Origin of the sequence: Mesorhizobium maamorense, assembly GCF_044998965.1 — a bacterium.
Lineage (GTDB): Bacteria > Pseudomonadota > Alphaproteobacteria > Rhizobiales > Rhizobiaceae > Mesorhizobium.
The window spans coordinates 1850071-1875734 of sequence record NZ_CP173356.1 but is presented as its reverse complement, the minus strand read 5'-3'; the positions used below and the strand labels follow the sequence as shown (position 1 = coordinate 1875734).

24 protein-coding genes and 2 pseudogenes are annotated in these 25664 nt (G+C 62.9%); 8 read left to right on the top strand and 18 right to left on the bottom strand.

The features are described from left to right. Positions 1–71: 71 nt before the first annotated feature. Positions 72–689 carry a 30S ribosomal protein S4 gene (gene rpsD, locus ACIU1A_RS09630; protein ID WP_404927196.1) on the bottom strand — a complete coding sequence of 206 codons (618 nt, stop codon included), beginning with the start codon at positions 687–689 and terminating at the stop codon, positions 72–74. A gap of 412 nt (positions 690–1101) precedes the next feature. Here rpsD and ACIU1A_RS09625 point away from each other — a divergent pair, with 412 nt between their 5' ends. Further along, positions 1102–1308 (top strand): hypothetical protein, encoded by a 207-nt coding sequence (locus tag ACIU1A_RS09625; RefSeq protein ID WP_404927195.1) that lies wholly within the window; start codon positions 1102–1104, stop codon positions 1306–1308. Positions 1309–1456: 148 nt separating this feature from the next. Here ACIU1A_RS09625 and ACIU1A_RS09620 read toward each other — a convergent pair whose 3' ends face one another. Genes ACIU1A_RS09620 through ACIU1A_RS09610 form a run of 3 tightly spaced genes read right to left on the bottom strand, consistent with a single transcriptional unit; the run spans position 1457 to position 3406 of the window. Beyond that, complete coding sequence (locus tag ACIU1A_RS09620; protein WP_140493851.1) at positions 1457–1642, bottom strand: DUF3008 family protein; 186 nt, start codon at positions 1640–1642, stop codon at positions 1457–1459. Between the two features lie 59 nt (positions 1643–1701). After that, positions 1702–2490 carry a glutamate racemase gene (murI, locus tag ACIU1A_RS09615; protein WP_404927194.1) on the bottom strand — a complete coding sequence of 263 codons (789 nt, stop codon included), beginning with the start codon at positions 2488–2490 and terminating at the stop codon, positions 1702–1704. Continuing rightward, complete coding sequence (locus ACIU1A_RS09610) at positions 2483–3406, bottom strand: RNA methyltransferase (protein ID WP_404927193.1); 924 nt, start codon at positions 3404–3406, stop codon at positions 2483–2485. Before ACIU1A_RS09610 ends, murI begins: the two co-directional genes overlap by 8 nt. Before the next feature lie 213 nt (positions 3407–3619). Here ACIU1A_RS09610 and ACIU1A_RS09605 point away from each other — a divergent pair, with 213 nt between their 5' ends. Together ACIU1A_RS09605 and ACIU1A_RS09600 are read left to right on the top strand one after the other, a co-directional pair. Then, on the top strand, positions 3620–4831 hold the full coding sequence (locus ACIU1A_RS09605; protein ID WP_140493857.1) for an NADP-dependent isocitrate dehydrogenase: 1212 nt from the start codon (positions 3620–3622) through the stop codon (positions 4829–4831). 85 nt (positions 4832–4916) lie between these two features. Beyond that, a complete protein-coding gene (locus ACIU1A_RS09600; protein ID WP_404927192.1) occupies positions 4917–5543 on the top strand; it encodes a glutathione S-transferase family protein in 627 nt (208 codons plus the stop codon). A 150-nt stretch (positions 5544–5693) separates the two neighbouring features. Here the strand turns inward: ACIU1A_RS09600 and alaS are convergent, their stop codons facing one another. Then, positions 5694–8360 (bottom strand): alanine--tRNA ligase, encoded by a 2667-nt coding sequence (gene alaS / locus ACIU1A_RS09595; protein WP_404927191.1) that lies wholly within the window; start codon positions 8358–8360, stop codon positions 5694–5696. A 303-nt stretch (positions 8361–8663) separates the two neighbouring features. Next, a pseudogene (gene recA, locus ACIU1A_RS09590) lies at positions 8664–9762 on the bottom strand (recombinase RecA). Positions 9763–10044: 282 nt separating this feature from the next. On the opposite strand from recA, the pseudogene ACIU1A_RS09585 reads away from it, so the two are divergent. Both ACIU1A_RS09585 and ACIU1A_RS09580 read left to right on the top strand, forming a co-directional pair. After that, positions 10045–10988 (top strand): annotated as a pseudogene (locus ACIU1A_RS09585) (carbohydrate kinase family protein). Positions 10989–11064: 76 nt separating this feature from the next. Then, positions 11065–11982: a pseudouridine-5'-phosphate glycosidase gene (locus ACIU1A_RS09580; RefSeq protein WP_404927190.1), complete on the top strand. Its 918-nt coding sequence runs from the start codon at positions 11065–11067 to the stop codon at positions 11980–11982. 126 nt (positions 11983–12108) lie between these two features. Here ACIU1A_RS09580 and ACIU1A_RS09575 read toward each other — a convergent pair whose 3' ends face one another. Beyond that, the gene (locus tag ACIU1A_RS09575) at positions 12109–12432 is read right to left on the bottom strand and encodes a TfoX/Sxy family protein (RefSeq protein ID WP_404927189.1); all 324 of its coding nucleotides are present in this window, start codon (positions 12430–12432) and stop codon (positions 12109–12111) included. Positions 12433–12523: 91 nt separating this feature from the next. Between ACIU1A_RS09575 and ACIU1A_RS09570 the strand changes: the two genes are divergently transcribed. Then, entirely contained in the window at positions 12524–13021 is a 498-nt protein-coding gene (locus ACIU1A_RS09570; RefSeq protein ID WP_404927188.1) for a GFA family protein, read from the top strand. A 171-nt stretch (positions 13022–13192) separates the two neighbouring features. On the opposite strand, the gene sufA is transcribed toward ACIU1A_RS09570, so the two are convergent. The 7 genes from sufA to ACIU1A_RS09535 all read right to left on the bottom strand — a co-directional run bounded on the left by sufA (position 13193) and on the right by ACIU1A_RS09535 (position 20434). Further along, positions 13193–13573, bottom strand: a complete 381-nt coding sequence (sufA, locus tag ACIU1A_RS09565; protein WP_006206001.1) for a Fe-S cluster assembly scaffold SufA — start codon at positions 13571–13573, stop codon at positions 13193–13195. 101 nt (positions 13574–13674) lie between these two features. Further along, entirely contained in the window at positions 13675–14067 is a 393-nt protein-coding gene (locus ACIU1A_RS09560) for an SUF system Fe-S cluster assembly protein (RefSeq protein WP_404927187.1), read from the bottom strand. Positions 14068–14072: 5 nt separating this feature from the next. Beyond that, positions 14073–15308: a cysteine desulfurase gene (locus ACIU1A_RS09555; protein WP_404927892.1), complete on the bottom strand. Its 1236-nt coding sequence runs from the start codon at positions 15306–15308 to the stop codon at positions 14073–14075. A gap of 183 nt (positions 15309–15491) precedes the next feature. Continuing rightward, positions 15492–16760, bottom strand: a complete 1269-nt coding sequence (gene sufD / locus ACIU1A_RS09550) for a Fe-S cluster assembly protein SufD (protein WP_404927186.1) — start codon at positions 16758–16760, stop codon at positions 15492–15494. Positions 16761–16785: 25 nt separating this feature from the next. Then, on the bottom strand, positions 16786–17541 hold the full coding sequence (gene sufC / locus ACIU1A_RS09545) for a Fe-S cluster assembly ATPase SufC (RefSeq protein ID WP_140564708.1): 756 nt from the start codon (positions 17539–17541) through the stop codon (positions 16786–16788). Between the two features lie 26 nt (positions 17542–17567). After that, complete coding sequence (gene sufB / locus ACIU1A_RS09540) at positions 17568–19085, bottom strand: Fe-S cluster assembly protein SufB (protein WP_140493879.1); 1518 nt, start codon at positions 19083–19085, stop codon at positions 17568–17570. 185 nt (positions 19086–19270) lie between these two features. Further along, a complete protein-coding gene (locus ACIU1A_RS09535) occupies positions 19271–20434 on the bottom strand; it encodes a cysteine desulfurase family protein (protein ID WP_404927185.1) in 1164 nt (387 codons plus the stop codon). Between the two features lie 241 nt (positions 20435–20675). Here ACIU1A_RS09535 and ACIU1A_RS09530 point away from each other — a divergent pair, with 241 nt between their 5' ends. Beyond that, entirely contained in the window at positions 20676–21350 is a 675-nt protein-coding gene (locus ACIU1A_RS09530) for an alpha/beta hydrolase (RefSeq protein WP_140493883.1), read from the top strand. Positions 21351–21366: 16 nt separating this feature from the next. Continuing rightward, positions 21367–22017 (top strand): FMN-binding negative transcriptional regulator, encoded by a 651-nt coding sequence (locus ACIU1A_RS09525; protein WP_404927184.1) that lies wholly within the window; start codon positions 21367–21369, stop codon positions 22015–22017. A gap of 17 nt (positions 22018–22034) precedes the next feature. On the opposite strand, the gene ACIU1A_RS09520 is transcribed toward ACIU1A_RS09525, so the two are convergent. From ACIU1A_RS09520 to ACIU1A_RS09505, 4 genes are read right to left on the bottom strand one after another with little or no spacing between them, the layout of a single operon-like run. Further along, on the bottom strand, positions 22035–22868 hold the full coding sequence (locus tag ACIU1A_RS09520) for a phosphatase PAP2 family protein (protein WP_404927183.1): 834 nt from the start codon (positions 22866–22868) through the stop codon (positions 22035–22037). Positions 22869–22893: 25 nt separating this feature from the next. Next, positions 22894–24543, bottom strand: a complete 1650-nt coding sequence (locus tag ACIU1A_RS09515) for an ArnT family glycosyltransferase (RefSeq protein WP_404927182.1) — start codon at positions 24541–24543, stop codon at positions 22894–22896. A gap of 43 nt (positions 24544–24586) precedes the next feature. Beyond that, positions 24587–24919: a lipid-A-disaccharide synthase N-terminal domain-containing protein gene (locus tag ACIU1A_RS09510; protein WP_140493889.1), complete on the bottom strand. Its 333-nt coding sequence runs from the start codon at positions 24917–24919 to the stop codon at positions 24587–24589. After that, the gene (locus ACIU1A_RS09505) at positions 24912–25646 is read right to left on the bottom strand and encodes a glycosyltransferase family 2 protein (protein ID WP_140515786.1); all 735 of its coding nucleotides are present in this window, start codon (positions 25644–25646) and stop codon (positions 24912–24914) included. The genes ACIU1A_RS09510 and ACIU1A_RS09505 overlap by 8 nt, the downstream gene beginning before the upstream one ends. Positions 25647–25664 lie beyond the last annotated feature (18 nt).

The following is a 25664-nucleotide window of genomic DNA, read 5'->3' as shown; positions in this document are numbered from 1 at the left end:
AGCGGACATGGCCGACAAAGAAAAGGCCGCCTCGATGGGCGGCCCCTTCCGGTCTCGCAAAAAGCCTTCGCTTAACGCGAATAGAATTCGACGACGAGGTTCGGTTCCATCTGGACGGCGAACGGAACGTCCGCCAGGCCCGGGATGCGCGAGAAGGTCGCGGTCATCTTGTTGTGATCGGCTTCGATGTAGTCCGGCACGTCGCGCTCGGCGAGGCCGACCGATTCCAGGACGATCACCAGCTGCTTCGACTTTTCACGCACTTCGACGACGTCGCCCGGCTTGCAGCGGTACGAGCCGATGTTGACGCGCTTGCCGTTGACGTTGACGTGGCCGTGGTTGACGAACTGGCGGGCGGCGAAAATGGTCGGAACGAACTTGGCGCGATAGACGACCGCGTCCAGACGCGACTCGAGCAGGCCGATCAGGTTCTCCGAGGTGTCGCCCTTGCGGCGATCGGCCTCTTCATAGACCTTGCGGAACTGCTTTTCCGAAACGTCGCCATAGTGGCCTTTCAGCTTCTGCTTGGCGCGCAGCTGCAGGCCGAAATCGGAAAGCTTGCCCTTGCGGCGCTGGCCGTGCTGGCCGGGGCCGTATTCACGCTTGTTGACCGGGGACTTCGGGCGGCCCCAGATGTTTTCGCCGAGACGGCGGTCGATCTTGTACTTCGCGGATCCGCGCTTGCTCATCGCATTCCCTTTCAAAATAACATAACCCGGAGCCTCATGGTCCGGGTGAAGGAAACGCGCCCTCCTCTGGCCTCCGTTTTCGAGACCTGACAGGGTTTTTCCACGCAACGCGGCGAAAAACCCACGGGACACGTCAGTTCAAACAAGACCTTGGAAAACAGACTGGCTTCCGTCGAGGTCTTGCGCATGCAAAACAAACCACCGGGCGTTGCGGCCCGGTGTTGGGAGCGCTGTTAAACAGAGATTTAACCGCTGTCAAGGTTCCAACTGGCGCCGCCCGCGCTATTAGAACAATTCCCGGAAAGCGCTAGCGGTTTCTACCCGGGATTGTGTAAAAAATCGGAGCGGGGCGGCGATTCCCTGAAGCTGAACCGCTCCAGGAAGGGACTTGAGCAGAGGAGCCTGAATTCGGATGAAGAAGTTCTTTCTAAGCCTGACTGGTGCGGCGGTGTTGGCCGGATCGATGGCCGTCATTACTCCTGAGCCGGCGATGGCAAGGCATTGGCAAGGCCACCGGCCTCATCAGGTATGCCGGATTGTGGTCAGGAAGCGCGTCGTCTGGAGCCATGGTCACCGCCATGTCATTCGCCAAAAAGTGCGACGTTGCCACTGGCGCTAACAGCTGCCACTGGCGCTAACAGCCGCCACTGGCGCTGATTACGTCGGCAATTGACCCGACTAACATTAAGGCCTGCGACCCCGTCGCGGGCCTATTTCTTGCCATTGGACGAACCCTTCAAGAAGGTCGTTGCCAAATAGCGCTTCCCTCAGTGCTTCTTTTTCTCCGGCAGATCCTTGCGCTTGGTTTCGGCGAATTCCTCGAGCTGCTTTTCGCTCATGGATTCGTACATCCCTTTGGAAGCGCCTTTGAGCTCGCTCTTCTTGGTCTCGCCGCGCTTGGCCGACAATGCGGCGCCGGCGGCCTTCTGCTGGGCTTTCGAGGTGGCAGGCATGGTTTTTCTCCCTTCATTGCCTGGGAGAAAACGAAACGGCCTCGCCAATGTTCCGGAAATCAGGCGACCGCCAGTCCAAAGCCCTGCATCAAACGGCTGGTGGCAAAATCCGCCTTGCCGGACGTGAAGACCGCGATGTCCGGCTCACCATGCGGCAACTGCCCATTGACCGGCGACAGCAGCGACATCGCCCGCCGGGCGATCGCTTCGGCAGGATCGATCCAGTCGACCGGCCAGGGTGCGGTCTTGCGCATGCGGTTAACCAGAAAAGGATAGTGCGTACAGGCGAGCACGGCGATGTCGGTGCGCATGCCGTCGCGCTCGATGAAACACGGGGAGATCTCGGCGCGCACGGCTTCCTCGTCGACGAACCCTTCGCGCATATAGGCTTCGGCCAGCCCCGCCAGGCGGTCGCTACCGACCAGCCGGACATGGCACTTCTGCGCCCATTTGCTGATCAGGTCGCGCGTGTATTGCCGTTTCACCGTGCCCGGCGTCGCCAGCACGGAGACGAGGCCGGAGCGGGTACGCTCCGCCGCCGGCTTGATCGCAGGCACGGTGCCGACAAAGGGATGGCCGGGAAATCTCTCGCGCAACGCATCGATCACCAGCGTCGAGGCGGTGTTGCAGGCGATGACCGAGATGGCCGGGGCGAACCGGTCGAGCAATTTGCCGAACAGGTCGAGAATATGGACCCGCAGCGCCGGTTCCTCCCAGGCGCCAAAGGGGAAGGCGGCATCGTCGGCGATGTAGACGAAGCGGCGGTCGGGCATCAGCACGCGCGCCTCGCGCAGCACAGTCAGCCCGCCAATGCCGGAATCGAACATCAGGATCGGCTGATCAGTCATTGTCGGTTCCCTTGCCGCCGAGCGGCGGCGCGGCGTTGTCGTCGTCATCGGCCACCTGACGATCCGCATTGGTCTTGCGGCCGGGACCGCCGGCGCGCGCCGCTGCCGGAAGCCGCCTTGGATCATCTCCCGGAGAGCCGTCGCCGCGCGGCATCGCCGGCGAGAACCTGTCCAGCGACGAGATGATGCCGCGCAGCACCTTGAGCTCCGGCTCGGCAAATCCCGCCCGGGTCAATACGGCGCGCAGATTGTCAACCATCTTCGGCTTCTTCGGCGCCGGCCGGAAATAGCCGCGCGCTTCGAGTGCGCCTTCGAGATAGGCGAACAGGCCGTGCAGTTCTTCCTTGCTGGCCGGCTTCATGTCCGGACCCGTAAAGTTGGTCTTGGTCTCGTCCTCGAGGCCGGATTTCATCCACTCGTAGGACATGAGAAGCGCGGCCTGGGCGATGTTGAGCGAGGAAAAATCGGGATCGACCGGAAAAGTGACGATCTCGTCGGCGAGGCCAACCTCGTCATTATAGAGGCCGAAACGCTCGCGGCCGAACAGGATGCCGGTTCGCTGACCCATGCCATGGCGAGCCCGGAGCACCCTGCCCGCCTCGACCGGCCCGCGCACGGGCTTGAAGCCGTCGCGTTGCCTTGCGGTGGTCGCGAAAACGAAATTCAGGTCGGCCATCGCCGTGGCGAGATCGTCGAAAACCTTGACGGCGTCGATGACATGGTCGGCGCGGCTGGCCGCCGCCCGCGCCTTCTCGTTCGGCCAGCCGTCGCGCGGGTTGACGAGGCGAAGTTCGACCAGGCCGAAATTGGCCATGGCGCGCGCAACCATGCCGATATTCTCGCCGAGCTGCGGCTCCACGAGGATGATGGCGGGGCTGGCGACTGAAGCGGTATCGGAATCTTTGATGACGGGCATGATTGTCAATGAACTGCTGTTTGCGGCATTTCAGCGTCCCCTGCCATATTCGGCCGCGAAAATGAACCATTCGCAAATGGCGGGGCGATCGCTTCGCTTTCGTGACCGATCGTCGTTTGCGCGGCCAAAAACGCTTTGATATAGGGGCGCATCCCCGGCCGAACGCCACGCGGGCAAGGCCGTCCCATTTCCCAGCAACGAGGCATTCTTTCCATGGCGAAGATCAAGGTGGCGAACCCGGTCGTCGAACTCGACGGCGACGAGATGACCCGCATCATTTGGCAGTTCATCAAGGACAAGCTGATCCACCCTTATCTCGACCTCAAGCTTGAATATTACGACCTCGGCATCGAGCATCGCGACGCCACCAACGACCAGGTGACCGTCGATTCGGCCAACGCCATCAAAAAATACGGCGTCGGCGTGAAATGCGCGACCATCACGCCCGACGAGCAGCGCGTCGAGGAATTCAAGCTGAAGAAGATGTGGAAGTCGCCGAACGGCACCATCCGCAACATTCTCGGCGGCACCATCTTCCGCGAGCCGATCATCATGAAGAACGTGCCGCGGCTGGTGCCCGGCTGGACCAAGCCGATCATCGTCGGCCGCCACGCCTATGGCGACCAGTACCGCGCCACCGATTTCCGTTTTCCCGGCAAGGGCAAGCTGACGATCAAGTTCGTCGGCGAGGATGGCCAGGTGATCGAGCACGACGTGTTCGACGCGCCCGGCGCCGGCGTCGCCATGGCCATGTACAATCTCGACGAGTCGATCCGCGAATTCGCCCGCGCTTCGCTGAACTACGGCCTGCTGCGCAACTACCCGGTCTATCTCTCGACCAAGAACACCATCCTCAAGGCCTATGACGGCCGCTTCAAGGATATTTTCCAGGAGGTCTACGAGGCTGAGTTCGAGGCCGAGTTCAAGTCCAAGAAGCTGTGGTACGAGCACCGCCTGATCGACGACATGGTGGCCTCCAGCCTGAAATGGTCGGGCGGCTATGTCTGGGCCTGCAAGAACTATGACGGCGACGTACAGTCCGACACGGTGGCGCAGGGGTTCGGCTCACTTGGCCTGATGACGTCGGTGCTGATGACGCCGGACGGCAAGACGGTGGAAGCGGAAGCCGCGCACGGCACCGTGACGCGCCACTATCGCCAGCACCAGAAGGGCGAGGAAACCTCGACCAATTCGATCGCCTCGATCTTCGCCTGGACCCGAGGGCTGGCCCACCGCGCCAAGCTCGACGACAATGCCGAATTGAAGCGTTTTGCCGAAACGCTGGAAAAGGTCTGCATCCAGACGGTCGAATCCGGCTTCATGACCAAGGACCTGTCGCTGCTGATCGGCCCCGACCAGCCTTGGCTGTCGACCACCGGATTTCTCGACAAAATCGACGAGAATTTGCAGAAGGCGATGGCGTAAGCACCCGCGGGTTCAACACGCCGAAGGCTCCGGAAGGAGCCTTCGCTTTTTTGGGCCAACGAAAACGAGGCAAAGGACTGGCAACATGGCCAAACCGGTCCTCTACGGCGCGGATTACAGCGTCTATGTGCGCATCGCGCGCATGACGCTGGAGGAGAAGGGCGTCGACTATGAGCTTGTCCCGGTCGATGTCTTCGCCGCCGAGGGCATCCCCGGCTGGTATTTCGAGCACCACCCGTTCGGCCGCATCCCCGCCTTCGAGCATGACGGTTTTCGCCTGTTCGAGGCCAGCGCGATCACGGGCTATGTCGATGAAGCTTTCGACGGACCGCCCTTGCAGCCGAACGATCCGCGCGGCCGCGCGCGGATGAACCAGATCATCGGCATGCTCGACGCCTATGGCTATCGGGCCATGGTCTGGGATGTCGCCGTGGAGCGGCTGGAGAAGGAAGCGCCCGACGAAGCGCTGATTGTCAGCGGATTACGACAAGCAGAAACGGTCCTTCAGGTGCTCTCATCATTGAGATCCCCGGGGCCGTGGTTGCTCGGCAATCAACTGACGCTCGCCGACCTGCATGCGGCACCGATCATCGGCTATTTCGTCAAGGTGGCGGAAGGGCGCAAACTGCTGGCTCGCTTTGCCGACATACAGGACTGGTGGGATTGTATTGCTAAACAGACAAGCTTTGCCAGGACTGAAAAGGCCGGCTGATCTGCGACAGCGCAGCGCAGCGATGTTCGATTCAGGTCAACGATTTCGCGGATAACCGATCATTGATGTCGCGCCGCCCCTCATGAGGGGCGGCGCGACCTCGAAGGGAAGCAACCGGCCTGGAGCGTTGCCCCCCAATTCTGCAATGAATCACGCCGCCTCCAGCGCCGCCCTCACCGCAGCAATCGCGTCGTCGGCCTTCGAGGCATCGGGGCCACCGGCCTGCGCCATGTCGGGCCGGCCGCCGCCGCCCTGCCCGCCGAGGGCGGCGGAGGCGACACGCACCAGGTCGACGGCGCTGAAACGGCCGACGAGATCGTCGGTGACGGCGACCACGACGCTCGCTTTGTTGTCCTCGCCCGCACCGACGAACACGACCACGCCGGAGCCGAGCGAGCTTTTGCCGGCGTCGGCGAGCGGCTTCAGATCCTTCGGCGAGACACCGGAAACCGACTTGCCGAGGAAGCCGACGCCCGCGACGGTCTCGTTGGCGGCCGGCGCGTCAGCGGGCGACCCGCCGCCCAGCGCCAGCTTCTTGCGCGCTTCGGTGAGCTCCTTCTCGAGCTTCTTGCGCTCTTCGAGCAGGGCTTCAACACGCGCCGGCACGTCGGCCGGCGAGATTTTCAGTGTTGCCGCGGCCGCCTTCAGCCGCCGGTCCTGTTCGTCGAGATGCTTGCGCGCGGCCTCGCCCGTCAGCGCCTCGATGCGGCGCACGCCTGCGGCGACGGCGCTGTCGGACACGACGCGCACCAGGCCGATGTCACCGGTTGCCCTGACATGCGTGCCGCCGCAAAGCTCGACCGAATAGGGGCGGTTGGCCTTGGCGCCATGTAGGCCCGTGCCCATAGACACGACGCGCACCTCATCGCCGTATTTCTCGCCGAACAGCGCCATGGCGCCTTCGGCAATGGCATCGTCGACCGACATCAGGCGCGTGATCACCGGGCTGTTCTGCACCACGATCTCATTGGCCATGCGCTCGACCTCCTCGAGTTCCGAGGGCGAGATGGGCTTGTTGTGCGAGATGTCGAAGCGCAGGCGCTCGGGCGCGACCAGCGAGCCCTTCTGTGCTACATGGGTGCCCAGCACCTCGCGCAGCGCCTCATGGATCAGATGCGTCGCGGAATGGTTCGCGCGCAGCCTGGAGCGCCTCGCATGGTCAACCTTCAGCTCGACGGCGGCACCCGTCCTGGCAGTGCCGCTGACCACCTTGCCGAGATGCACGAACAGCCCGTCGGCCTTCTTCTGCGTATCGGAAATCTCGATCGAGAAGCCTTCGCCTGAAATGGTTCCGGTGTCGCCCATCTGGCCGCCGGATTCGGCATAGAACGGCGTCTGGTTGACGACCACGGCTACCGCTTCGCCCTTGCCGGCGCTGTCGACGGTCTTGCCGTCGCGGACAACCGTCTGGATGATGCCTTCCGCCTGCTCGGTCTCGTAGCCGAGGAATTCGGTGGCACCGGCTTTTTCGCGCACCGGGAACCAGACCGCTTCCGTCGCCGCCTCGCCGGAACCTGCCCAGTGCTTACGCGCCTCGGCCTTCTGCTGCTCCATCGCATTGGTGAAGCCGGCAAGATCGACCGAGATGTTGCGCTGGCGCAGCGCATCCTGCGTCAGGTCGAGCGGGAAGCCGTAGGTGTCATAAAGCTTGAAGGCCGTCTCGCCGTCCAGCATATCGCCGGCGCCGAGCTTTTCCGTCGCCTCCGACAGCAAACCGAGACCGCGCACCAGCGTCTTGCGAAACCTGGTCTCCTCAAGCTTCAGCGTCTCGGTGATCAGCTGTTCGCCGCGCACCAGTTCCGGATAGGCCTGACCCATCTCGCGAACCAGCGCCGGCACCAGCTTCCACACCAGCGGCTCGTTCGCACCGAGCAATTGCGCATGCCGCATGGCGCGGCGCATGATGCGGCGCAGCACATAGCCGCGGCCTTCGTTCGATGGCAGCACGCCGTCTGCGACCAGGAACGAGGACGAGCGCAGGTGATCGGCTATGACGCGATAGGATGCGACGGTCTCGGCGTCGGGACCGCGGCCGACCGCGGACGACGCCGCATCGATCAGATGGCGGAACAGGTCGGTCTCAAACACGCTTTCCACGCCTTGCAGGATGGAGGCCATGCGCTCCAGCCCCATGCCGGTGTCGATCGACGGGCGCGGCAGGTCGATGCGCTCGTCCTTCGTCACCTGCTCGTACTGCATGAACACCAGGTTCCAGAATTCCAGGAACCGGTCGCCATCCTCCTCCGTGGTGCCGGGCGGACCGCCCCAGATGTGCTCGCCGCGATCGATGAAAATTTCCGAGCATGGCCCGCACGGCCCGGTGTCGCCCATCGCCCAGAAATTGTCGGAGGTTGGGATGCGGATGATGCGATCATCGGAAAAGCCGGCGATCTTCTTCCAGAAGCCGGCCGCCTCGTCGTCGGTGTGGTAGACGGTGACGAGCAGCTTGTCCTTCTTAAGCCCGAACTCCCTGGTAATGAGGTTCCAGGCCAACTCGATGGCGCGCTCCTTGAAATAGTCGCCGAAGGAGAAATTGCCGAGCATCTCGAAGAAGGTCAGGTGGCGCGCGGTGTAGCCGACATTGTCGAGGTCGTTGTGCTTGCCGCCGGCGCGAACGCTTTTCTGGGCGGTCGTGGCACGCGAATAGGGCCGCTTCTCCAGGCCGGTGAAGACGTTCTTGAACTGCACCATGCCGGCATTGGTGAACATCAGCGTCGGATCGTTGCGCGGCACAAGCGGGCTCGACGCCACGACCTCGTGACCCTCCTTGCGGAAATAGTCGAGAAATGTCGACCGGATCTCGTTCACGCCACTCATGAATGCTGCCTTTTCGAGAGAGCCGCCGGCCGGACCGGCGGAAAATGGGCTCTGCTTTAGAAGATGGAGCTGGCCTTTTAGCCGCCGCTTGGCACCCTGTCCAGAAACACGCAAGCTGGCCAATTCGCGGTTCGCCAGCCGCTCAAAACGCAAACCGCCGGCACGGGGCCGGCGGTTCGAAACGCAATACTACAGAACTCGATTACATAAGCTCAAGTTGATGAACCGGGATTATGGCCGAACTCGGGCCGTAAACCGAACGCTAGATCGCGCCAGCGAACGCTAGATCGTGCCGACGAGCGCTTACATCGCGCCGGCTTCATCCTCGAAGCCATCATCGCCACCTTCGGAGCCGCCATTCTCGAGGAATTTTTCGGCGATCAGTCCGGCGTTCTGCCTGAGCGCAAGTTCGATCTCGCGCGCCGTATCGGGATTGTCGCGCAGGAACAGCTTCGCGTTCTCGCGGCCCTGGCCGAGACGCTGCGAATTGTAGGAGAACCAGGCGCCCGATTTCTCGACCACGCCGGCCTTGACGCCGAGATCGACCAGCTCGCCGGTCTTCGACACGCCTTCGCCGTACATGATGTCGAACTCGACCACCTTGAAGGGCGGCGCCAGCTTGTTCTTGACCACCTTGACGCGGGTCTGGTTGCCGACGACCTCGTCGCGGTCCTTGACCGAGCCGATGCGGCGGATATCGAGACGCACCGAGGCGTAGAATTTGAGCGCATTGCCGCCGGTGGTGGTTTCGGGCGAGCCGAACATGACGCCGATCTTCATGCGGATCTGGTTGATGAAGATGACCATGGTGTTGGAGCGCGAGATCGAGGCGGTCAGCTTGCGCAGCGCCTGGCTCATCAGGCGGGCCTGCAGGCCGGGCAGCAGAATCACCCATTTCGCCCTCGATTTCCGCCCGCGGCGTCAACGCCGCGACCGAATCGACCACCAGCACATCGATGGCGCCGGAGCGCACCAGCGTATCGCAGATCTCAAGCGCCTGCTCGCCAGTGTCAGGCTGCGAGATCAGGAGGTTTTCGAGATCGACGCCGAGCTTGCGGGCATAGACCGGATCGAGCGCATGCTCGGCATCGACGAAGGCGCAGATGCCGCCCTTCTTCTGGGCTTCCGCCACCGTGTGCAGCGCCAGCGTCGTCTTACCCGAGCTTTCCGGCCCGTAGATCTCGATGATGCGGCCGCGCGGCAGGCCGCCGACGCCAAGCGCGATGTCGAGACCGAGCGAGCCGGTCGGCACGGTTTCGATCTCGACGACCTGCTCGTTCGCGCCGAGCCGCATGATCGAGCCCTTGCCGAAAGCCCGCTCGATTTGCGACAGCGCCGCATCCAGAGCCTTTGATTTGTCCACTGCCTTATCCTCTACAAGCCGCAAGCTGTTCTGAGCCATGATACATCACCCCGTAGTCGTCAATGAAGGCCGGACAATCCGTAATCCTTGGTTATTTGTACCTTTTTTGTTCTCATTTGGCAAGAGGGATCAAGCATTTGAAAAATAAGCTACATCCTGATTTGTTCTTTTTTTGTCTCACGATTCGGCTCCAACATGGTCCGAATATTAGGCCAGGCTGGTTCGCCGTGCCGGCCCCACGAATCGCTGGCTGTTGCCTGCGAAGCTCCGTCGCACAGTATGGCGCTTGTGCGTGACCGCCAACAAAGGTCATATCGGCGCATGGTGAGATCTCCAAGAGTCCTGGCGGTGGGCGGCGCCCATATCGACAGGCGCGGCCAGGTGTCCGGCGCTTACGTGCCGGCTGCCTCCAACCCGGGCACGATGCGCGAGGACGTTGGCGGCGGCGTCTTCAACGCATTACGCAGCACGGTGCGGCGAGGCGTCTCGGGCTCGTTGCTGTCGGTGCGCGGCGGTGATGCCGCCGCCGACACGGTTTCGCGCGCCATCGCCGAAGCAGGCATTGCCGACCTGTCCGCGGTGTTCCTCGACCGCACGACGCCGAGTTATACGGCGCTGATCGACCGCGAGGGCGAACTGCTCGTCGGCTTTGCCGACATGGCGCTTTATGAGCTGGCATTTGCAAAGCAGATCCGCCGCTCCAGGGTGCGGGAGGAGATCGCCGCCGCCGATGCCGTCCTGTGCGACGCCAACCTGCCATCGGCGGCTCTGGAGCGGCTGGTGTCGCTTGCCGCCGGCAAGCCCGTGTTCGCCATTGCCATTTCACCGGCCAAGGTCGTGCGCTTGACACCGGTGCTCGGCGGCCTGGCCGTCGCCTTCATGAACAGGCGCGAGGCGGTGGCGCTTGCCGCACTTGAGGATGCCGCCTCTCAAAAAACTATCCTCGACGGGCTGAGAAGCGCCGGCCTCGACAGCGCGGTGGTCACGGCGGGCGGCGGCCCGGTGCTGGGCTTCGACCGCGACGGCAGCTTTGCCGTCGTCCCGCCCCTCCAAGAAAGGTCGTGGACGTCACCGGCGCCGGCGATGCGCTTGCCGGCGCGACGGTCGCCGCCCTACTGCGCGGCATGCCCTTGCGCGCGGCGTTGCGCGAGGGCGTCGCCGCCGCGACGCTGGCTGTTGAAAGCGCGGGCGCCGTTCCCGATTTCACCACGGCGACTTTCGCGCAAGCGCTGGCTCTTGTGCCCGAAGAGCAGGAAGTGGCATGAGACCGGCCAGTTCACAGTGCCGCAGTGCCGATCGAGCGTCCAAAAAGATGCGCCGCACTCCGGATTGGAGATCAAGATGACCCCAGACACCGCCCGCCCCTTCATCGATGTCCACGCGCCGGTGGCGCAGGCCCTGTCGGCCGGGAAGCCCGTGGTGGCGCTGGAAAGCACCATCATAACCCATGGCATGCCCTACCCCGACAATGGCGCCATGGCGGCCGACGTGGAAAAGATCATTGCGGATGGCGGCGCGGTGCCGGCGACGATCGCCGTGGTGGCGGGCCGCATCAAGATCGGCCTCTCCGACGGAGAACGCGAATCGCTCGCCATGACCGGCGATGCCATGAAGCTCTCTCGCGCCGATCTCGGCTTCGCCGTCGCGCAAGGGCGCACCGGCGGCACCACGGTTGCCGCCACAATGATCGCCGCGCATATGGTTGGGATAGAGGTGTTCGCCACCGGCGGCATTGGCGGCGTGCACAAGGGCGCCGAAAAAAGCTTCGACATTTCGGCTGATCTCGATGAGCTGGCGCGCACGCCCGTCATCGTCGTCTCGGCCGGGGCCAAGGCCATCCTCGACATCGAAAAGACCCTGGAAGTGCTGGAGACCCGCGGCGTGCCGGTGATCGGCCATGGCTGCGAGACCATGCCGGCCTTCTGGTCGCGGCAGTCGCCGTTCCGCGCGCCGCTGACCTTGCACGCGCCGGAAGACATCGCGCATTTCTACAAGACGCGACAGGCGTTGGGCCTGAGCGGCGGCATGCTGATCGCCAATCCGGTGCCGGAGGATCACGAGATCCCGGCCGGCGAGATGGGCGGTTATATCGAGGCCGCCCAGAAGGCCGCCGAGGCGCTCAACGTCACCGGCAAAGCGGTGACGCCTTTCCTGCTCTCCAAAATCCTCGAACTCACCGGCGGCCGGAGCCTGAAGACCAACATCGCGCTGGTGGAAAACAATGCTCGGCTGGCGGCGCGGATTGCCGGGGCGCTGTAGGACGCCGGAAATACGAGCGGCGGCACCACGGCTACTCGCGACCACCGAGTTCCGTCACGCCCTCATCTGTCCTGCTGGACGTCTCCGAAAAAGTCTGCGCTGCCTCATCGCCCCGAGGTCCTAGCGTTATTTTCCCGCCCGCCGCCCCGCCTCATAGGCCCGCCGCGCCCAGACCGCCATCTCGTCGGGGTCGTCGAAGGCACTATCGGGAATGCTCCAATAGGGCATCGCCACCAGCTTGCCGTGCCGGGACCCGGTGTAGGTCCACTGCGTGCAGCCGGCGGCCTCGAAGTCGGGCGCGCTTTGCTCGTCCGCTTTCAGCATCAATTCGCCGCGCAGCACGACGGCGACGATGACGCCGTCGGCATAGATGCCCTTGCCGCCGAACAGCTTGCGGATGCTGACCAGGCCCAGGCTCTGGAAGAGTTCTTCTATGCGTTCATTGTCCATGCGCGGATCATGTCACCGCGATCCGGCCTTGTCATCGGCGCAACCAAAACCATGCTGACAGGTTGAAAGGGGATCGACCGGAGTTCCCGCCATGCCTGTCCTGCTCAAGGGGTCCTGCCGCTGCAATGCCGTTCGTTTCGAGGTGGAAAGCCACACGCCCGTGCCGTTCATGCTGTGCTACTGCTCGATCTGCCGCAAGCAGCAGGGCGGCGGCGGTTTTGCCATTAATCTTGGCGCCGACTACGAGACGATGACCATCCGCGGCAAGGGGAGCCTCGGCGTCTATCGGGCCGAGATCGAGGACGACGAACATCCGCATTGCGAAATCTCGACCGGAGAGCGCAATTTCTGCCGCAAATGCGGATCGGCGCTGTGGCTCTACGACCCGACCTGGCCGGAACTCGTTCATCCCTTCGCCTCGGCGATCGACAGCGACCTGCCGAAACCGCCAAGCAAGGTGCATCTGATGCTGAAATACAAGGCCAACTGGGTCGAGCCCGATGTCGGGCCGAGCGACAAGGTGTTCGACGTCTATCCCGAGGAATCGATCGCCGACTGGCATAAGCGAACCGGGACGTGGGTGGAGTGAGTGTCTTCGCTGCGTTCTAAGGGAGGTGAGGAGTGTCTGCGCAGCAGGCGGGAAGCCAATTGCGCGGCTTTTCGAATGACGAACGCCGGCAGCGGGGCTATTGAGGGGCCAGCGCTGCCCCTCATCCGGCCCTTGGGGCCACCTTCTCCCCGTAAACGGGACGAAGGAAGGTCAGGCGGAGGCGCGTGCTTCTGCCAGCGCCTTGAGGTCGGCCGGCTTCAGTTCGACGGATTCGCCGCAGCCGCAGGCCGAGCTCTGGTTCGGGTTGCGGAAGGTGAAGCCGGTGCGCAGCGTCGTCTGCTCGAAATCCATCTCGGTGCCGAACAGGAAAAGTGCTGCTTCCGGCGCGACATAGACATGGGCGCCGTCGCGCTCGATGTGGTCGTCCTTGGTATTGGGTTCGGTCACCAGGTCGACCGTGTATTCCATGCCGGCGCAACCGCCCTTCTTGATACCGAGGCGAATGCCATGCGCATTCTCACGCGTGGCAACGATCTCGCGCACCCGGTCGGCGGCCTTTTCGGTCATCGTGATGACGGCAAAGCGTCCCATCTTTTTCCTTCTCCATTCCATGCAGGTTCAAGGCCTGCCGAATGATTCCTCACCTAAAATGGTGAAGTTTTACCACTGGCGCAAGTGTGCCGGACTCAAGGTCAATACCAGCCCACCGCCACCTGCGCCTCTTCCGACATGCGATCGGGCGACCAGGGCGGGTCGAATGTCATGTTGACCTCGACGCCCGACACGCCTTCGACGGCGCCGACGGCGTTCTCAACCCAGCCCGGCATCTCGCCGGCCACCGGGCAGCCGGGCGCGGTCAGCGTCATGTCGATCTTGACCGAACGGTCGTCCTCGATGTCGATCTTGTAGACGAGGCCAAGCTCGTAAATATCGGCCGGGATTTCCGGGTCGTAGACCGTCTTCAGCGCCGAGACGATGTCGTCGGTCAGCCGCGCCAGTTCGTCGGCGGCAATTGCGGAGGCGGAAACCACCGCATTGGCGGCCGCGTCGGGAACAGCATCGGTGGCTGTGCTGGCATCTTCCATTATCGTCACCCGAAAAACTTGCGCGCTTTTTCCAACGCATCAGCCAAAGCATCGACTTCGGCTCGCGTATTATACATGCCGAACGACGCCCTGCATGTGGAGGTTACGCCGAAGCGTTTCAACAGGGGCTGGGCGCAATGGGTGCCCGCGCGCACAGCCACGCCTTGCCGGTCGATCACCATCGACACGTCATGGGCATGAATGCCTTGCAGCTCGAACGAGATGATGGCGCCCTTGCCGGGCGCGTCGCCGAAGATGCGCAGCGAGTTGATGGCGCGCAGCCGCTCGTGCGCATAGTCCTTCAAATCGGCCTCGTGCGCGGCGATGCGCTCGCGGCCGATCTTTTCCATGTAATCGAGCGCGGCGCCGAGCCCGATCGCCTGGACGATCGGCGGCGTACCGGCCTCGAAGCGGTGCGGCGGGTCGTTGTAGGTGACGATGTCTTCCGTCACCTCCTCGATCATCTCGCCGCCGCCCATGAACGGACGCATGCGCTGCAAGATGTCCTTCTTGCCGTAGAGTACACCGATGCCCGAGGGACCGTAGACCTTGTGGCCGGTGAGGACGAAGAAATCGCAGTCGAGGTCCTGCACGTCGATGGGCATATGGACGGCGCTCTGGCTGCCGTCGACGAGCACGGGAATGCCGCGCGAATGCGCGATGCGCACGATCTCCTTGATCGGCGTCACCGTGCCCAGCGCGTTCGACATCTGCGTGATGGCGACTAGCTTTGTGCGGTCAGTCAGTCGCTTCTCGAATTCCTCGATGTGGAAGACGCCGAGATCGTCGACCGGCACCCAGACCAGTTTGGCGCCCTGCCGCTCGCGGATGAAATGCCATGGCACGATGTTGGAGTGGTGCTCCATGATCGACAGCACGATCTCGTCGCCCTCGCCGATATTGGGCATGCCATAGCCATAGGCGACCGTGTTGATCGCCGATGTCGTGTTCGAGGTGAAGACGATATTGTCGGTGCTCGGCGCATTGAGGAAGCGGCGAACCGTCTCCCGCGCCTTCTCATAAGCGTCGGTCGCTGCATTGGACAGGAAGTGCAGGCCGCGATGGACGTTGGCGTATTCCTGGGCATAGGCGTGCTGGACCGCGTCGAGCACCGCCTGCGGCTTCTGCGCCGAGGCGCCATTGTCGAGATAGACGAGAGGTTTGCCGTAGACTTCGCGTGACAGAATCGGGAAATCGCGGCGGATCGCCTCGACGTCGTAGGTTTCGACTTTCTGGTCCATCATAAGCTCTCTTGAGGCACTGCCTCATTCCGTCCAACACCCCTCATCCGTCTCGGCGCTACGCGCCGATCCACCTTCTCCCACAAGGGGAGAAGGTCAGGCGCTCTTCCTTCTCCCCTTGTGAGAGAAGGTGGCCGCGAAGCAGCCGGATCAGGGGTGTTCGCCGGAGCGAGCCCTATCCACTCATCCATGCGCCGCAAACCAGCCGTCGAGCCTGGTCTCCAGGGCCTCGACGATCACCTCGTCGTCCAGTTCCTCGATCACCTCGGCGATGAAGGCCTTCACCAGCAGACCACGGGCGCTCTTCTCGTCGATGCCGCGCGCCATCAGGTAAAACAGATGGTTGTGGTCGATCTCGGTGACGGTGGCGCCATGACCGCAGACCACGTCGTCGGCGAAGATTTCGAGTTCCGGCTTGGTCGAGAACTCGCCGTCGTCCGACAGAAGCAGCGTGTTGCAAGCCATTTTGGCGTTGGTCTTCTGCGCGTATTGATGGACGTTGATGCGGCCCTGGAAGACGCCACGCGCCTTGCCGGTCACGACGTTGCGGATCACTTCCGTCGACGTGGTGTGCGGCACCGCATGATCGAGCACCATGGTGGTGTCCGTGTGGGCGTCGCCGGCCAGCAGGTTGATGCCGCGCAATTGGAAGTCGGCGCCCTCGCCCGTCGTCTTCACCACGACCTCCTGGCGCACGAGCTTGCCGCCGGCATTCATGACGAACAGCGTCAGTTTCGCGTTCTTGCCGATATGAGCCTTGAACTGCGCCAGATGCGTTGCCGTGTCCGGCTGCTCCTGGACGATCAGCCAGGTCACCTCGGCGCCTTCGCCGAGCACGAGCTGGCTGACCGAGCTGACAAGGGCCGCGCCCTCGCCGGCCTGGCGCTCGACGATCACAGCCTTGGCGCCGGCGCCGACGCGCACGGCCAGGCGTATATGCGTCTGGCCGCCGGCCTGCAGGTTCTGCAATTCGATCGGCTTTTCCACTTGGGTGCCATCGGCGATGTCGACGAAATAGCCGTCGGCGACGAAGGCCATGTTCAACGCCCCGATGGCATCGTCGCTGCCATAGGGATCGAGCCCAGGCGCGATGCTGCCGTCGGTCAGTTTCTCCGACAAAGCCTGGACGCTGACGCCTTCGATTGCGGGCGTTTTTGCGCTCGACACGCCGTTGAGAAGCGGCAACACGGTGGAACCTTCAACGACTGGCGCGATGGCTTTGGCCACGGCCGTCGGGTCGAAGTCCGGCACCGCACTCAGCAGCCGGCGCAGGTCCGTGTAATGCCAGGATTCGACGCGCCGCGTCGGCAGTCCGTGCTTCACCGCCTCGATGGCGTCGTCGCGCTTCAACATCACCGCGCCGTCGCCCGGCAGCAGCGACAACCGTTCGCCGAAAGCGTCGATCAACGCTGTTTCGGCCGGTGTCCGCTGGGGTTGTGTGTGCATGTTCATCAGTTTGACCTTGCCTTCTGGCATCTCACGCGGCTTCACCGATCACGCCGGCATAGCCATTGGCCTCGAGGTCGAGCGCCAGCGACTTGTCGCCGGACTTGATGACCTGGCCCTTGTAAAGCACGTGCACGGTGTCGGGCACGATGTGTTCGAGCAGCCGCTGATAGTGCGTGATGACGACGATGGCGCGCTCGGGCGAGCGCAGCGCGTTGACGCCATCGGAGACGATTTTGAGCGCATCGATGTCGAGCCCGGAATCGGTCTCGTCAAGCACGCAGAGCTTTGGCTCCAAAAGCTTCATCTGCAGAATCTCGGCGCGCTTCTTCTCGCCGCCGGAGAAGCCGACATTGAGCGGCCGCTTGAGCATGTTCATGTCCATGTTGAGCGAGGCTGCGGCATCCTTCACGCGCTTCAGGAATTCGGGGATCTTCAGCGGCTCCTCGCCTCGCGCCTTGCGCTGCTCATTCATGGCAACCTTCAGGAATTCCATGGTCGCCACGCCCGGTATCTCCATCGGATACTGGAAGGCCAGGAAAATGCCCGAAGTCGCGCGCTCGGCCGGATCCATTTCGAGGATCGACTGGCCGTTGTACAGGATATCGCCCTCGGTCACTTCGTAGTCCTCGCGGCCGGCGAGAATGTAGGACAGCGTCGACTTGCCCGAGCCATTCGGCCCCATGATCGCGGCGACCTCGCCGGCTTTTACCGAAAGATTCAGGCCGCGGATGATTTCGGTGCCGTCATCGACGATGCGGGCATGCAGGTTCTTGATCTCAAGCATTCTTTTCTTCCTGAATATCTGTCCGGTCAGCCGACCGAGCCCTCGAGCGAAATCCCGATCAGCTTCTGTGCCTCGACGGCGAATTCCATCGGCAGCTGCTGGATGACGTCCTTGACGAAGCCGTTGACGATCAGCGCGATCGCTTCCTCCTCCGGAATGCCGCGCTGCATGACGTAGAACTTCTGGTCCTCGGAAATCTTCGACGTCGTCGCTTCGTGCTCGAACTGCGCGGTCGCGTTCTTGGCTTCCATGTAAGGCACCGTGTGGGCGCCGCACTGGTCGCCGATCAGCAGCGAGTCGCAATTGGTGAAGTTGCGCGCATTGGTCGCCTTGCGATGCGCCGAAACCTGGCCGCGATAAGTGTTCTGCGAAAAACCGGCGGCGATGCCCTTGGAGATGATGCGGCTCGACGTGTTCTTGCCGAGATGGATCATCTTGGTGCCGCTGTCGACCTGTTGGTAGCCGTTCGACACGGCGATCGAATAGAACTCGCCGCTGGAATCGTCGCCGCGCAGGATGCAGCTCGGGTATTTCCACGTGATCGCCGAGCCGGTCTCGACCTGCGTCCACGAGATCTTCGAGCGGTGGCCACGGCAATCGCCGCGCTTGGTAACGAAGTTATAGATGCCGCCCTTGCCCTCGGCGTCGCCGGGGTACCAGTTCTGCACCGTCGAATATTTGATCTCGGCATCGTCTAGCGCCACCAGTTCGACGACCGCCGCATGGAGCTGGTTCTCGTCGCGCTGCGGCGCCGTGCAGCCTTCGAGATAGGAGACGTAGGCCCCCTCCTCGGCGATGATCAGCGTGCGCTCGAACTGGCCGGTGTTCTTCTCGTTCATGCGGAAATAGGTCGACAGTTCCATCGGGCAGCGAACGCCCTTGGGCACGAAGACAAACGAGCCGTCGGTGAAGACGGCCGAATTCAGCGTCGCATAAAAATTATCCGACGTCGGCACGACCGAGCCGAGATATTTCTTCACCAGTTCCGGATGCTCGCGGATGGCTTCCGAGATCGAGCAGAAGATGACGCCCGCCTGCGCCAGTTCCTTCTTGAACGTGGTGACGACGGATACCGAATCGAACACGGCATCGACGGCGACGCGGCCGGACTTGTAGACATTGTCGCTGGCTTCCTCGAGCTCGGACGCATCGGTCTTCTGCACGCCGGCCAGGATCTCCTGCTCCTTCAGCGGAATGCCGAGTTTCTCGTAGACCTTCAAGATCTCCGGATCGACGTCGCTGAGCGAGCTCGGTCCGGGCGTGCTCTTCGGCGCCGCGTAGTAATAGATGTCCTGGAAATCGATCTTGGGATAGTTGACGCGCGCCCAGGTCGGCTCTTCCAGCGTCAGCCAGCGCCGATAGGCTTCCAGACGCCATTCCAGCATCCAGGACGGTTCGTCCTTCTTCGCTGAAATGAAACGGATGATGTCTTCGCTCAGGCCCTTGGGGGCCTTGTCGACAGCGATTTCGGTCTGGAACCCGTATTTGTATTGGTCGACGTCGATCTTTCGGACCCGATCGATCGTGTCCTGCACAGCAGGCATATGCGTTCTCCATCCACGCCGGGGTCAAGGCCCGACAGTTTTCAAACTATGGCACCGCCGGATAAGCACCCAAGGAGCACCCGCGGCGGCGTAAGTTTCATATAGTGCGCCTCGGCCGGAAATTCACCCGGCCAGCATGAAACGCACGGCTCTACCAGGCCGAAAGGCCCAAATTCGTCGAACCGCTACGCGGCCTTCTCCTTGCCCACCCGACGTGCGGCGATTTCTGCCAACGCCAGGCGGAACGCCTCGATGTCCTGCGCGCCGGTCGCCGCGCCGATCGACACGCGCAACGCACCTAGACTGTCACCTTGACCCATAGCCTTCAGCACATGGCTCGGACCGACTTTACCCGACGAGCAGGCGGAACCCGCCGACAGCGCCACACCGGCCAGGTCGAAGGCGATCTGTACCGTTTCGGCCTTGGCGCCGGGAATAGCGAAGAATGTCGTGTTGGCAAGCCTCGGTGCGCCGGTTCCGAAGATTTCCACGTCCGGTATCAACATTTTAACGATGGCCTCGATCTCGTCGCGGCGCCGACGCAGGGCGTCGATGGCCTCCAATCCGATGAGAGCCTCCCGCGCCGCCGCGCCAAATCCCGCAATGCCGGGCAGGTTCTCGGTGCCGCCGCGATGGCCCTTTTCCTGGCCACCGCCGTTGATGAGCGGCTTCGGCATCATCAGATCGGCAGCGGCGACGATGGCGCCGACGCCCTTGGGGCCGCCGATCTTGTGCGACGATAGTATCAGATAGTCGGCGTAACCCGCCGAAATGTCGATTGAAATGCGCCCTGCCGCCTGAACCGCGTCTACGACGAGGACACCGCCGACCGACTTTACGATTTCGGCGATACGATCGACCGGCTGGATGACACCAGTCTCATTATTGGCGGCATGGATTGCCACCAGCGGCAGGCCGGCGGCCTTATCGTGCGCGGCAAGCGCGTTTGCCATTGCTTCGAGGTCGACAATTCCATTGGCGTCGACGCCGATCCGCATCACCTGCGAGGCCGGGAAGGACCCGCCGTTCAACAGGCAGGGGTGGTCGGCTTCGCAGATATAGAGATGGCTCATGCGGATGATCCCGCGCCCCATCCGCCAATCGGGCGTCAGCAGCGTCGAGGCGGCTTCCGTGGCGCCTGACGTGAACACGACATGCCCAGCCTTGGCCTTCACCAATTCCGCCACATCACGCCTTGCAGTTTCGATCAGGCGACGCGCCGCACGCCCTTCGGCATGGACCGATGATGGGTTGGCGGCCACATCGAGCGCCGCGACCATAGCCTCGCGTGCCGCTGCAAGCAGCGGCGCACTGGCATTGTAGTCGAGATAGGCGCGCATTCCGGCCATTTTCTTCCAGTTGGTCCCGTCAGAAGCCATTCCACCGAGATATCGCGTTATTTCCTTGAAATTCCAAGGCAAGCCGTCCTATTTACGCGGCTTGCGGCGCGGGTAGCCGGACGATTGCGTTCCGGCCACCCAGTTTTGAACAATTCTAAACTAGCTTCTATGAAGACGCTCGCCCTGCGTCAAGGCCAGAGGAAGGTTCTCCGGGCGCCGCGCATTCTTATTACCCAAGTTGGAGTATTTCATGCCTGAGGTCATTTTCACCGGTCCGGCCGGCCGTCTGGAGGGTCGCTACCAGCCCTCGAAGGAAAAGAGCGCGCCGATTGCCATTGTCTTGCATCCGCACCCGCAATTCGGCGGGACGATGAACAACAAAATCGTCTACGACCTCTTCTACATGTTCCAGAAGCGCGACTTCACCACGCTGCGCTTCAATTTCCGCGGCATCGGGCGCAGCCAGGGCGAATTCGATCACGGCACCGGCGAATTGTCGGATGCGGCCGCCGCACTCGACTGGGTGCAGTCGCTGCATCCGGATTCCAAGAGTTGCTGGGTTGCCGGCTATTCGTTCGGCTCGTGGATCGGTATGCAGCTTTTGATGCGCCGGCCCGAGATCGAAGGCTTCATCTCGGTCGCGCCGCAACCCAACACCTACGACTTTTCCTTCCTGGCGCCCTGCCCCTCCTCGGGGCTCATCATCCATGGCGACGCTGACAAGGTGGCGCCGCCGAAGGACGTGCAAGGCCTGGTCGACAAACTGCACACGCAAAAGGGCATCACCATCACGCAGAAGACATTGCCCGGCGCCAATCATTTCTTCGCCAACGATGCCGAACTGCTGATCGAGGAATGCGCGGATTATCTCGATCGCCGGCTGGCCGGCGAATTGTCGGATCCGCGCCCGAAGCGGCTGCGCTAAAGGACGGATGATCGCGATGTACCAGCCTCCTCATTTCCAGGAAACACGGCCGGAGGTGCTGCACGGGCTGATCCGGGCACATCCGCTCGGCCTCTTGGTTTCCAGCGGACCCGAAGGGCCGGTCGCCGACGCCATTCCGTTCCTGATCGACGCCGATGTCGGGCCAAATGGCAGGCTGCGCGCACATCTGGCCAAAGCCAATCCGCAATGGCGGCTTATCGCCGACAATCCGGCCTCGACGGTGCTGATCGTCTTCCAGGGCACCGACGCCTATGTGACGCCGTCCTGGTACGAGACCAAGCGCGAGACCGGCAAGGTGGTGCCGACCTGGAACTATGCCATCGTGCAGGTGCGCGGCATCGCGAAGGTGATCGACGATCAGGACTGGCTGGCGCGGCAGATCGCCGACCTGACGGCTTCGCAGGAAGGCACGCGTGAGGCGCCATGGGCGGTAACGGATGCGCCTGCCCCGTTCATCCAGTCGCAGATCAAGGGCATCATCGGGCTGGAGATCGAGATCGCCGAAATCCATGGCAAATGGAAGGTCAGCCAGAACCGTCCCGTCGCGGATCGCGCAGGCGTTGCGAACGGGCTTGAAAGCGAGACGGCAAATTCGTCCGACATGGTGAACCTGGTAAGGTCCTATGGCGGACTGAACGGCGACTAAATCCCAGGCTCGATGGATCAGACGGCCGTTCGGCTTGTTCGACCGATCAGCCGAAACGTCTGCTTGCGCACCGGCAATCCCGATCGTGTCGGGCTGAAGATGAAGCCGAGCCGGGCAAAGACCAGTCCGCAAACCAGCGCGAAGGCAAAGCCAAGACCAAAGCCGGCGACGGTATCACTCGGATAATGCGCGCCGACGAAGACCCGCGTCGAGGCGATGCAGGCCGTGATCGGCAAGGCGATGTACCAGCGCCGCGGGAACAAAAGCAGCAGGATGCCGAACACGGCCCCCATGGTCGTGGCGTGACCGGACGGGAAACCGGCAAAGCGCGCATCGAAGGCCAAGGGACGCAGCGAGAGCACGCCGAGATCCTGAAAATAGAGCGGACGCGCCCGGCCGACCGCATATTTCAGGACATTGACCAGCAGGCCGGACAGACCGACGGCGCTCAGTGCAAGGAACGCCAGGCAGGTCCAGTTGTAGACGAGCATCAATGACCGCCGCGACAGGCTTCGCCAGTCCGTCAGATTGGCCCCTATGAGCAAGAGTGCCGGCGGGATGAGATACCAGCCGCCCAGGCCGAACTGTGTCAGGAACTCGGCGAGCCGGCCGAAGCCCGCCGACCACCGGCCGTGCAGCAGTCCCGCCGGCGTGTCGAGGCCGACGAACGCCGCTGCCGTGAGCAAAATCCAGGCCGAGATCCAGAGCGGCCATAGGACCTTGGGATACGAGGCGGAACGAGCGGCGAAGCGCCCTCTCACGATCCGCAGCGTGTCGCGGAAATTGCCAACGGACCGACGCACCACCGCAGCGGGCGCAACGGATACGGAAGGGCGCGGTTTCACCAGCATTGAAAACCGGATCCCATTGTCGAACTCATTGGGCGATACGGTAGAGGCCGAGCGACATTTTGTCTCCCGATGAAAAGTTGAGCCCGTCGATCGTCGTAAGATGGCTCGCCGCCTTGCCTTGCCCCGCCAGCAATCCATTGAGTTTCTGCTCATCTTCGACCGGCGCCAGCCCCAGCGCGCAGGCGGGGTCGGCAAGCAGATGCTTTGCCACGCCATCGATGTCGGTCAGTATCGTTTTCGTGCCCACCAGGAACACAAGGCTCGGCTCGTGATACCGCGCCGACGCCAGCACCGAGGTGTCGCAAGGCTTGTTGGCGCGCACAGCCTCGTTGATCGCCGGGCTCAGCCATATCGGCTTCAAGGACGGGGCGATGACACCAAACAGCAACCCGTAGGCGATGCCCGCACAAGCCGCGACGGCGCCGATACGGGCAAGCGGCACTTGCAACTGTCGCGAGAAGGCCAGGTAGCCGGCGCCGAGCGCTGATGCGGCCGCCGGAATGCTCCACCACGAGAAAGTATGGGTGAGATAGATCGGGGCGCCCACACAGACCGCGGCCAGGCCGAGGCTGACCACGACCAGGCCGAAGGCAGTCGACCACCACAACCATTGCTGCCAGCGCCGGAGCGGCGCATTGGCTTCCTGCGGCTGCAATGTCAAAAGCCAGCCGATCAGCAGCGCCATGCCGGGATAGGCCGGCAGCACGTAGTGCGGCAGCTTGGTCGGAATCAGTTCGAATACCAGCCAGAAGGGGATGTACCAAGCGAGACAGAAGCGCAGCCTGACATCGTCGCGCAGCCGGTTGAGGGCTTGCAGGCCGGCGCCGACGGCGATCAGGCCGAACGGCCACATGAACAGCGAATAGGTCAACATGTAGAAGCCGGGCGGCAGGCCGTGCGATTCCTCGCCCTGGGCGACCTTGCCGAGCATGTCCTTGCCGACGGCTTGCTGGAGGAAGGCGCCGTGGCTTTTCCAGGTGATCAGGGCGAGCCAGGGCAACACGATCAGGACGACGAGCAGCAGGCCGCGCCCCACCTTGAGCTTCGACAGCCAGCGCCCGTCGCGTTCGAATGCAAACAAGACAGCGATGGTGAGCGCCGACAGCAGTGGGGCGATCGGCCCCTTGATGAGGATCGCGGCCCCTTGCGCCAGCCAGAATATCCACCACAGATGGCCGGCGACGGGCTCGTTGCGGCGCGATGCCAGGTAAATCTGCGCCAGCGCGCCCTGCGCCGCCACGCAGCAGGCCAGCAGCATCGCATCGGTCTTGGCGTCGCGGCCCTCGAAGGCGGTGGCGAAGATCGCCGCCATCACCAGGCCGGCGGCGATGCCGGCACTGGCTCCGAAAAGCCTGGTGCCCGTCCAGGCGATGCCGAGAACGGCCAGGGCGATGCCCAGCGTCGACACCAGGCGGTAGACCCATATTGGTGCGGCGGCGCCCTTGCCGCTTAGAGCCACGGCCGCGGATTGCAGCCAATAGATGCCGATCGGCTTCTGGTAGCGCGAAGCGTCCTGAAAGCGGATGTCGACATAATCGCCGCTCTCGACCATCTGCTTGGTGGCCTGGACGAAGCGCGGCTCGTCACGGTCCAGCGGCGGCATGGACGCAAGTCCCGACACCGTCATCACCAGGCTGAACAGGAAAAGAAGGATGTAGTTCCTGTTCAGCGCCATATTCCAGCCTCTCCGACCATTCTTCCCTGATGCGCAAAGTCGCTCAATCGACCTTCGTCATCGCCGCCTTGCGTTCATTGGCGATCAGCCAGAGATTTCTGATGTAGATGAACAAGCCCATGCCCTGGCCGGCGATGAACACCGGGTCCTGCCGCTTGATCGCATAAATCAGCAACAGACCTCCGCCGAACAGCGAGAAGAACCAGAAGGCGATCGGCACGACGCTTCGCTTGGCCTTTTCCGATGCGAGCCACTGCACGACGAAGCGCATGGTGAAAAAGAACTGGGCGACGAAGCCGAGCAGGATCCACGCGTTGAACTGTTCGATGAAGACCCGGTGGATCCAGGTCACCAGTTCCTGAAGCACGTTAACCATGCGTGATTTCCTCTACTTTTGGCATCCGGCGACGCCTGCGGCGCAGCCACCAGACGCCGCAGAGATCGAGCACGCCCTGCAGGCCACGGTCGAAAATTCCGTAGTTCGACTTGCCGTGGCGGCGGGAGCGGTCGACGACGTCGCAATGCACGACATGGTATCCTTCCTGGATGACCAGCGCCGGAACGAAACGATGGGTGCCGTCGAAGAACGGCAGCTTGCGCAGGATCTCGGTGTGGACCGCCTTCAGGCCGCAGCCTGTGTCGCGCGTCTCGTCATGCAGGATGGCGTTTCTCAGCCAGTTGGCGAACCGCGATGCCAGTTGCTTGACCTTGCTGTCGCGGCGCTTCAGGCGCTGCCCTTGCGCGGCGCCGTAGCCGGGCCCGGCCCGCCGCAAGGCGTCGACCAGCATGGGAATGTACTGAGGATCGTTCTGGCCATCGCCGTCGATCGTGGCGACGATGCTTCCGCGCGCCGCCCAGGCGCCGGAGCGTACCGAGAGGCTCTGGCCGGCGGATTTCTCGTGCCGCAATTCCCTGACTGGAAACGGGCGAAGTGCTGCCTGCCTGGCGAGAACGGCTGCGGTTTCGTCGGTCGAGCCGTCGTTGACGATGATCAGTTCGAAGTCGCGCCCGGTCATCGCCGCCTCGATCTCATCGATCAGCAGCGGCAGGTTTGCCGCCTCGTTCCTGCAAGGAATGACGATGGATATCAATGCGTCCGGCATGTCGCGTGGGGCTCTGTC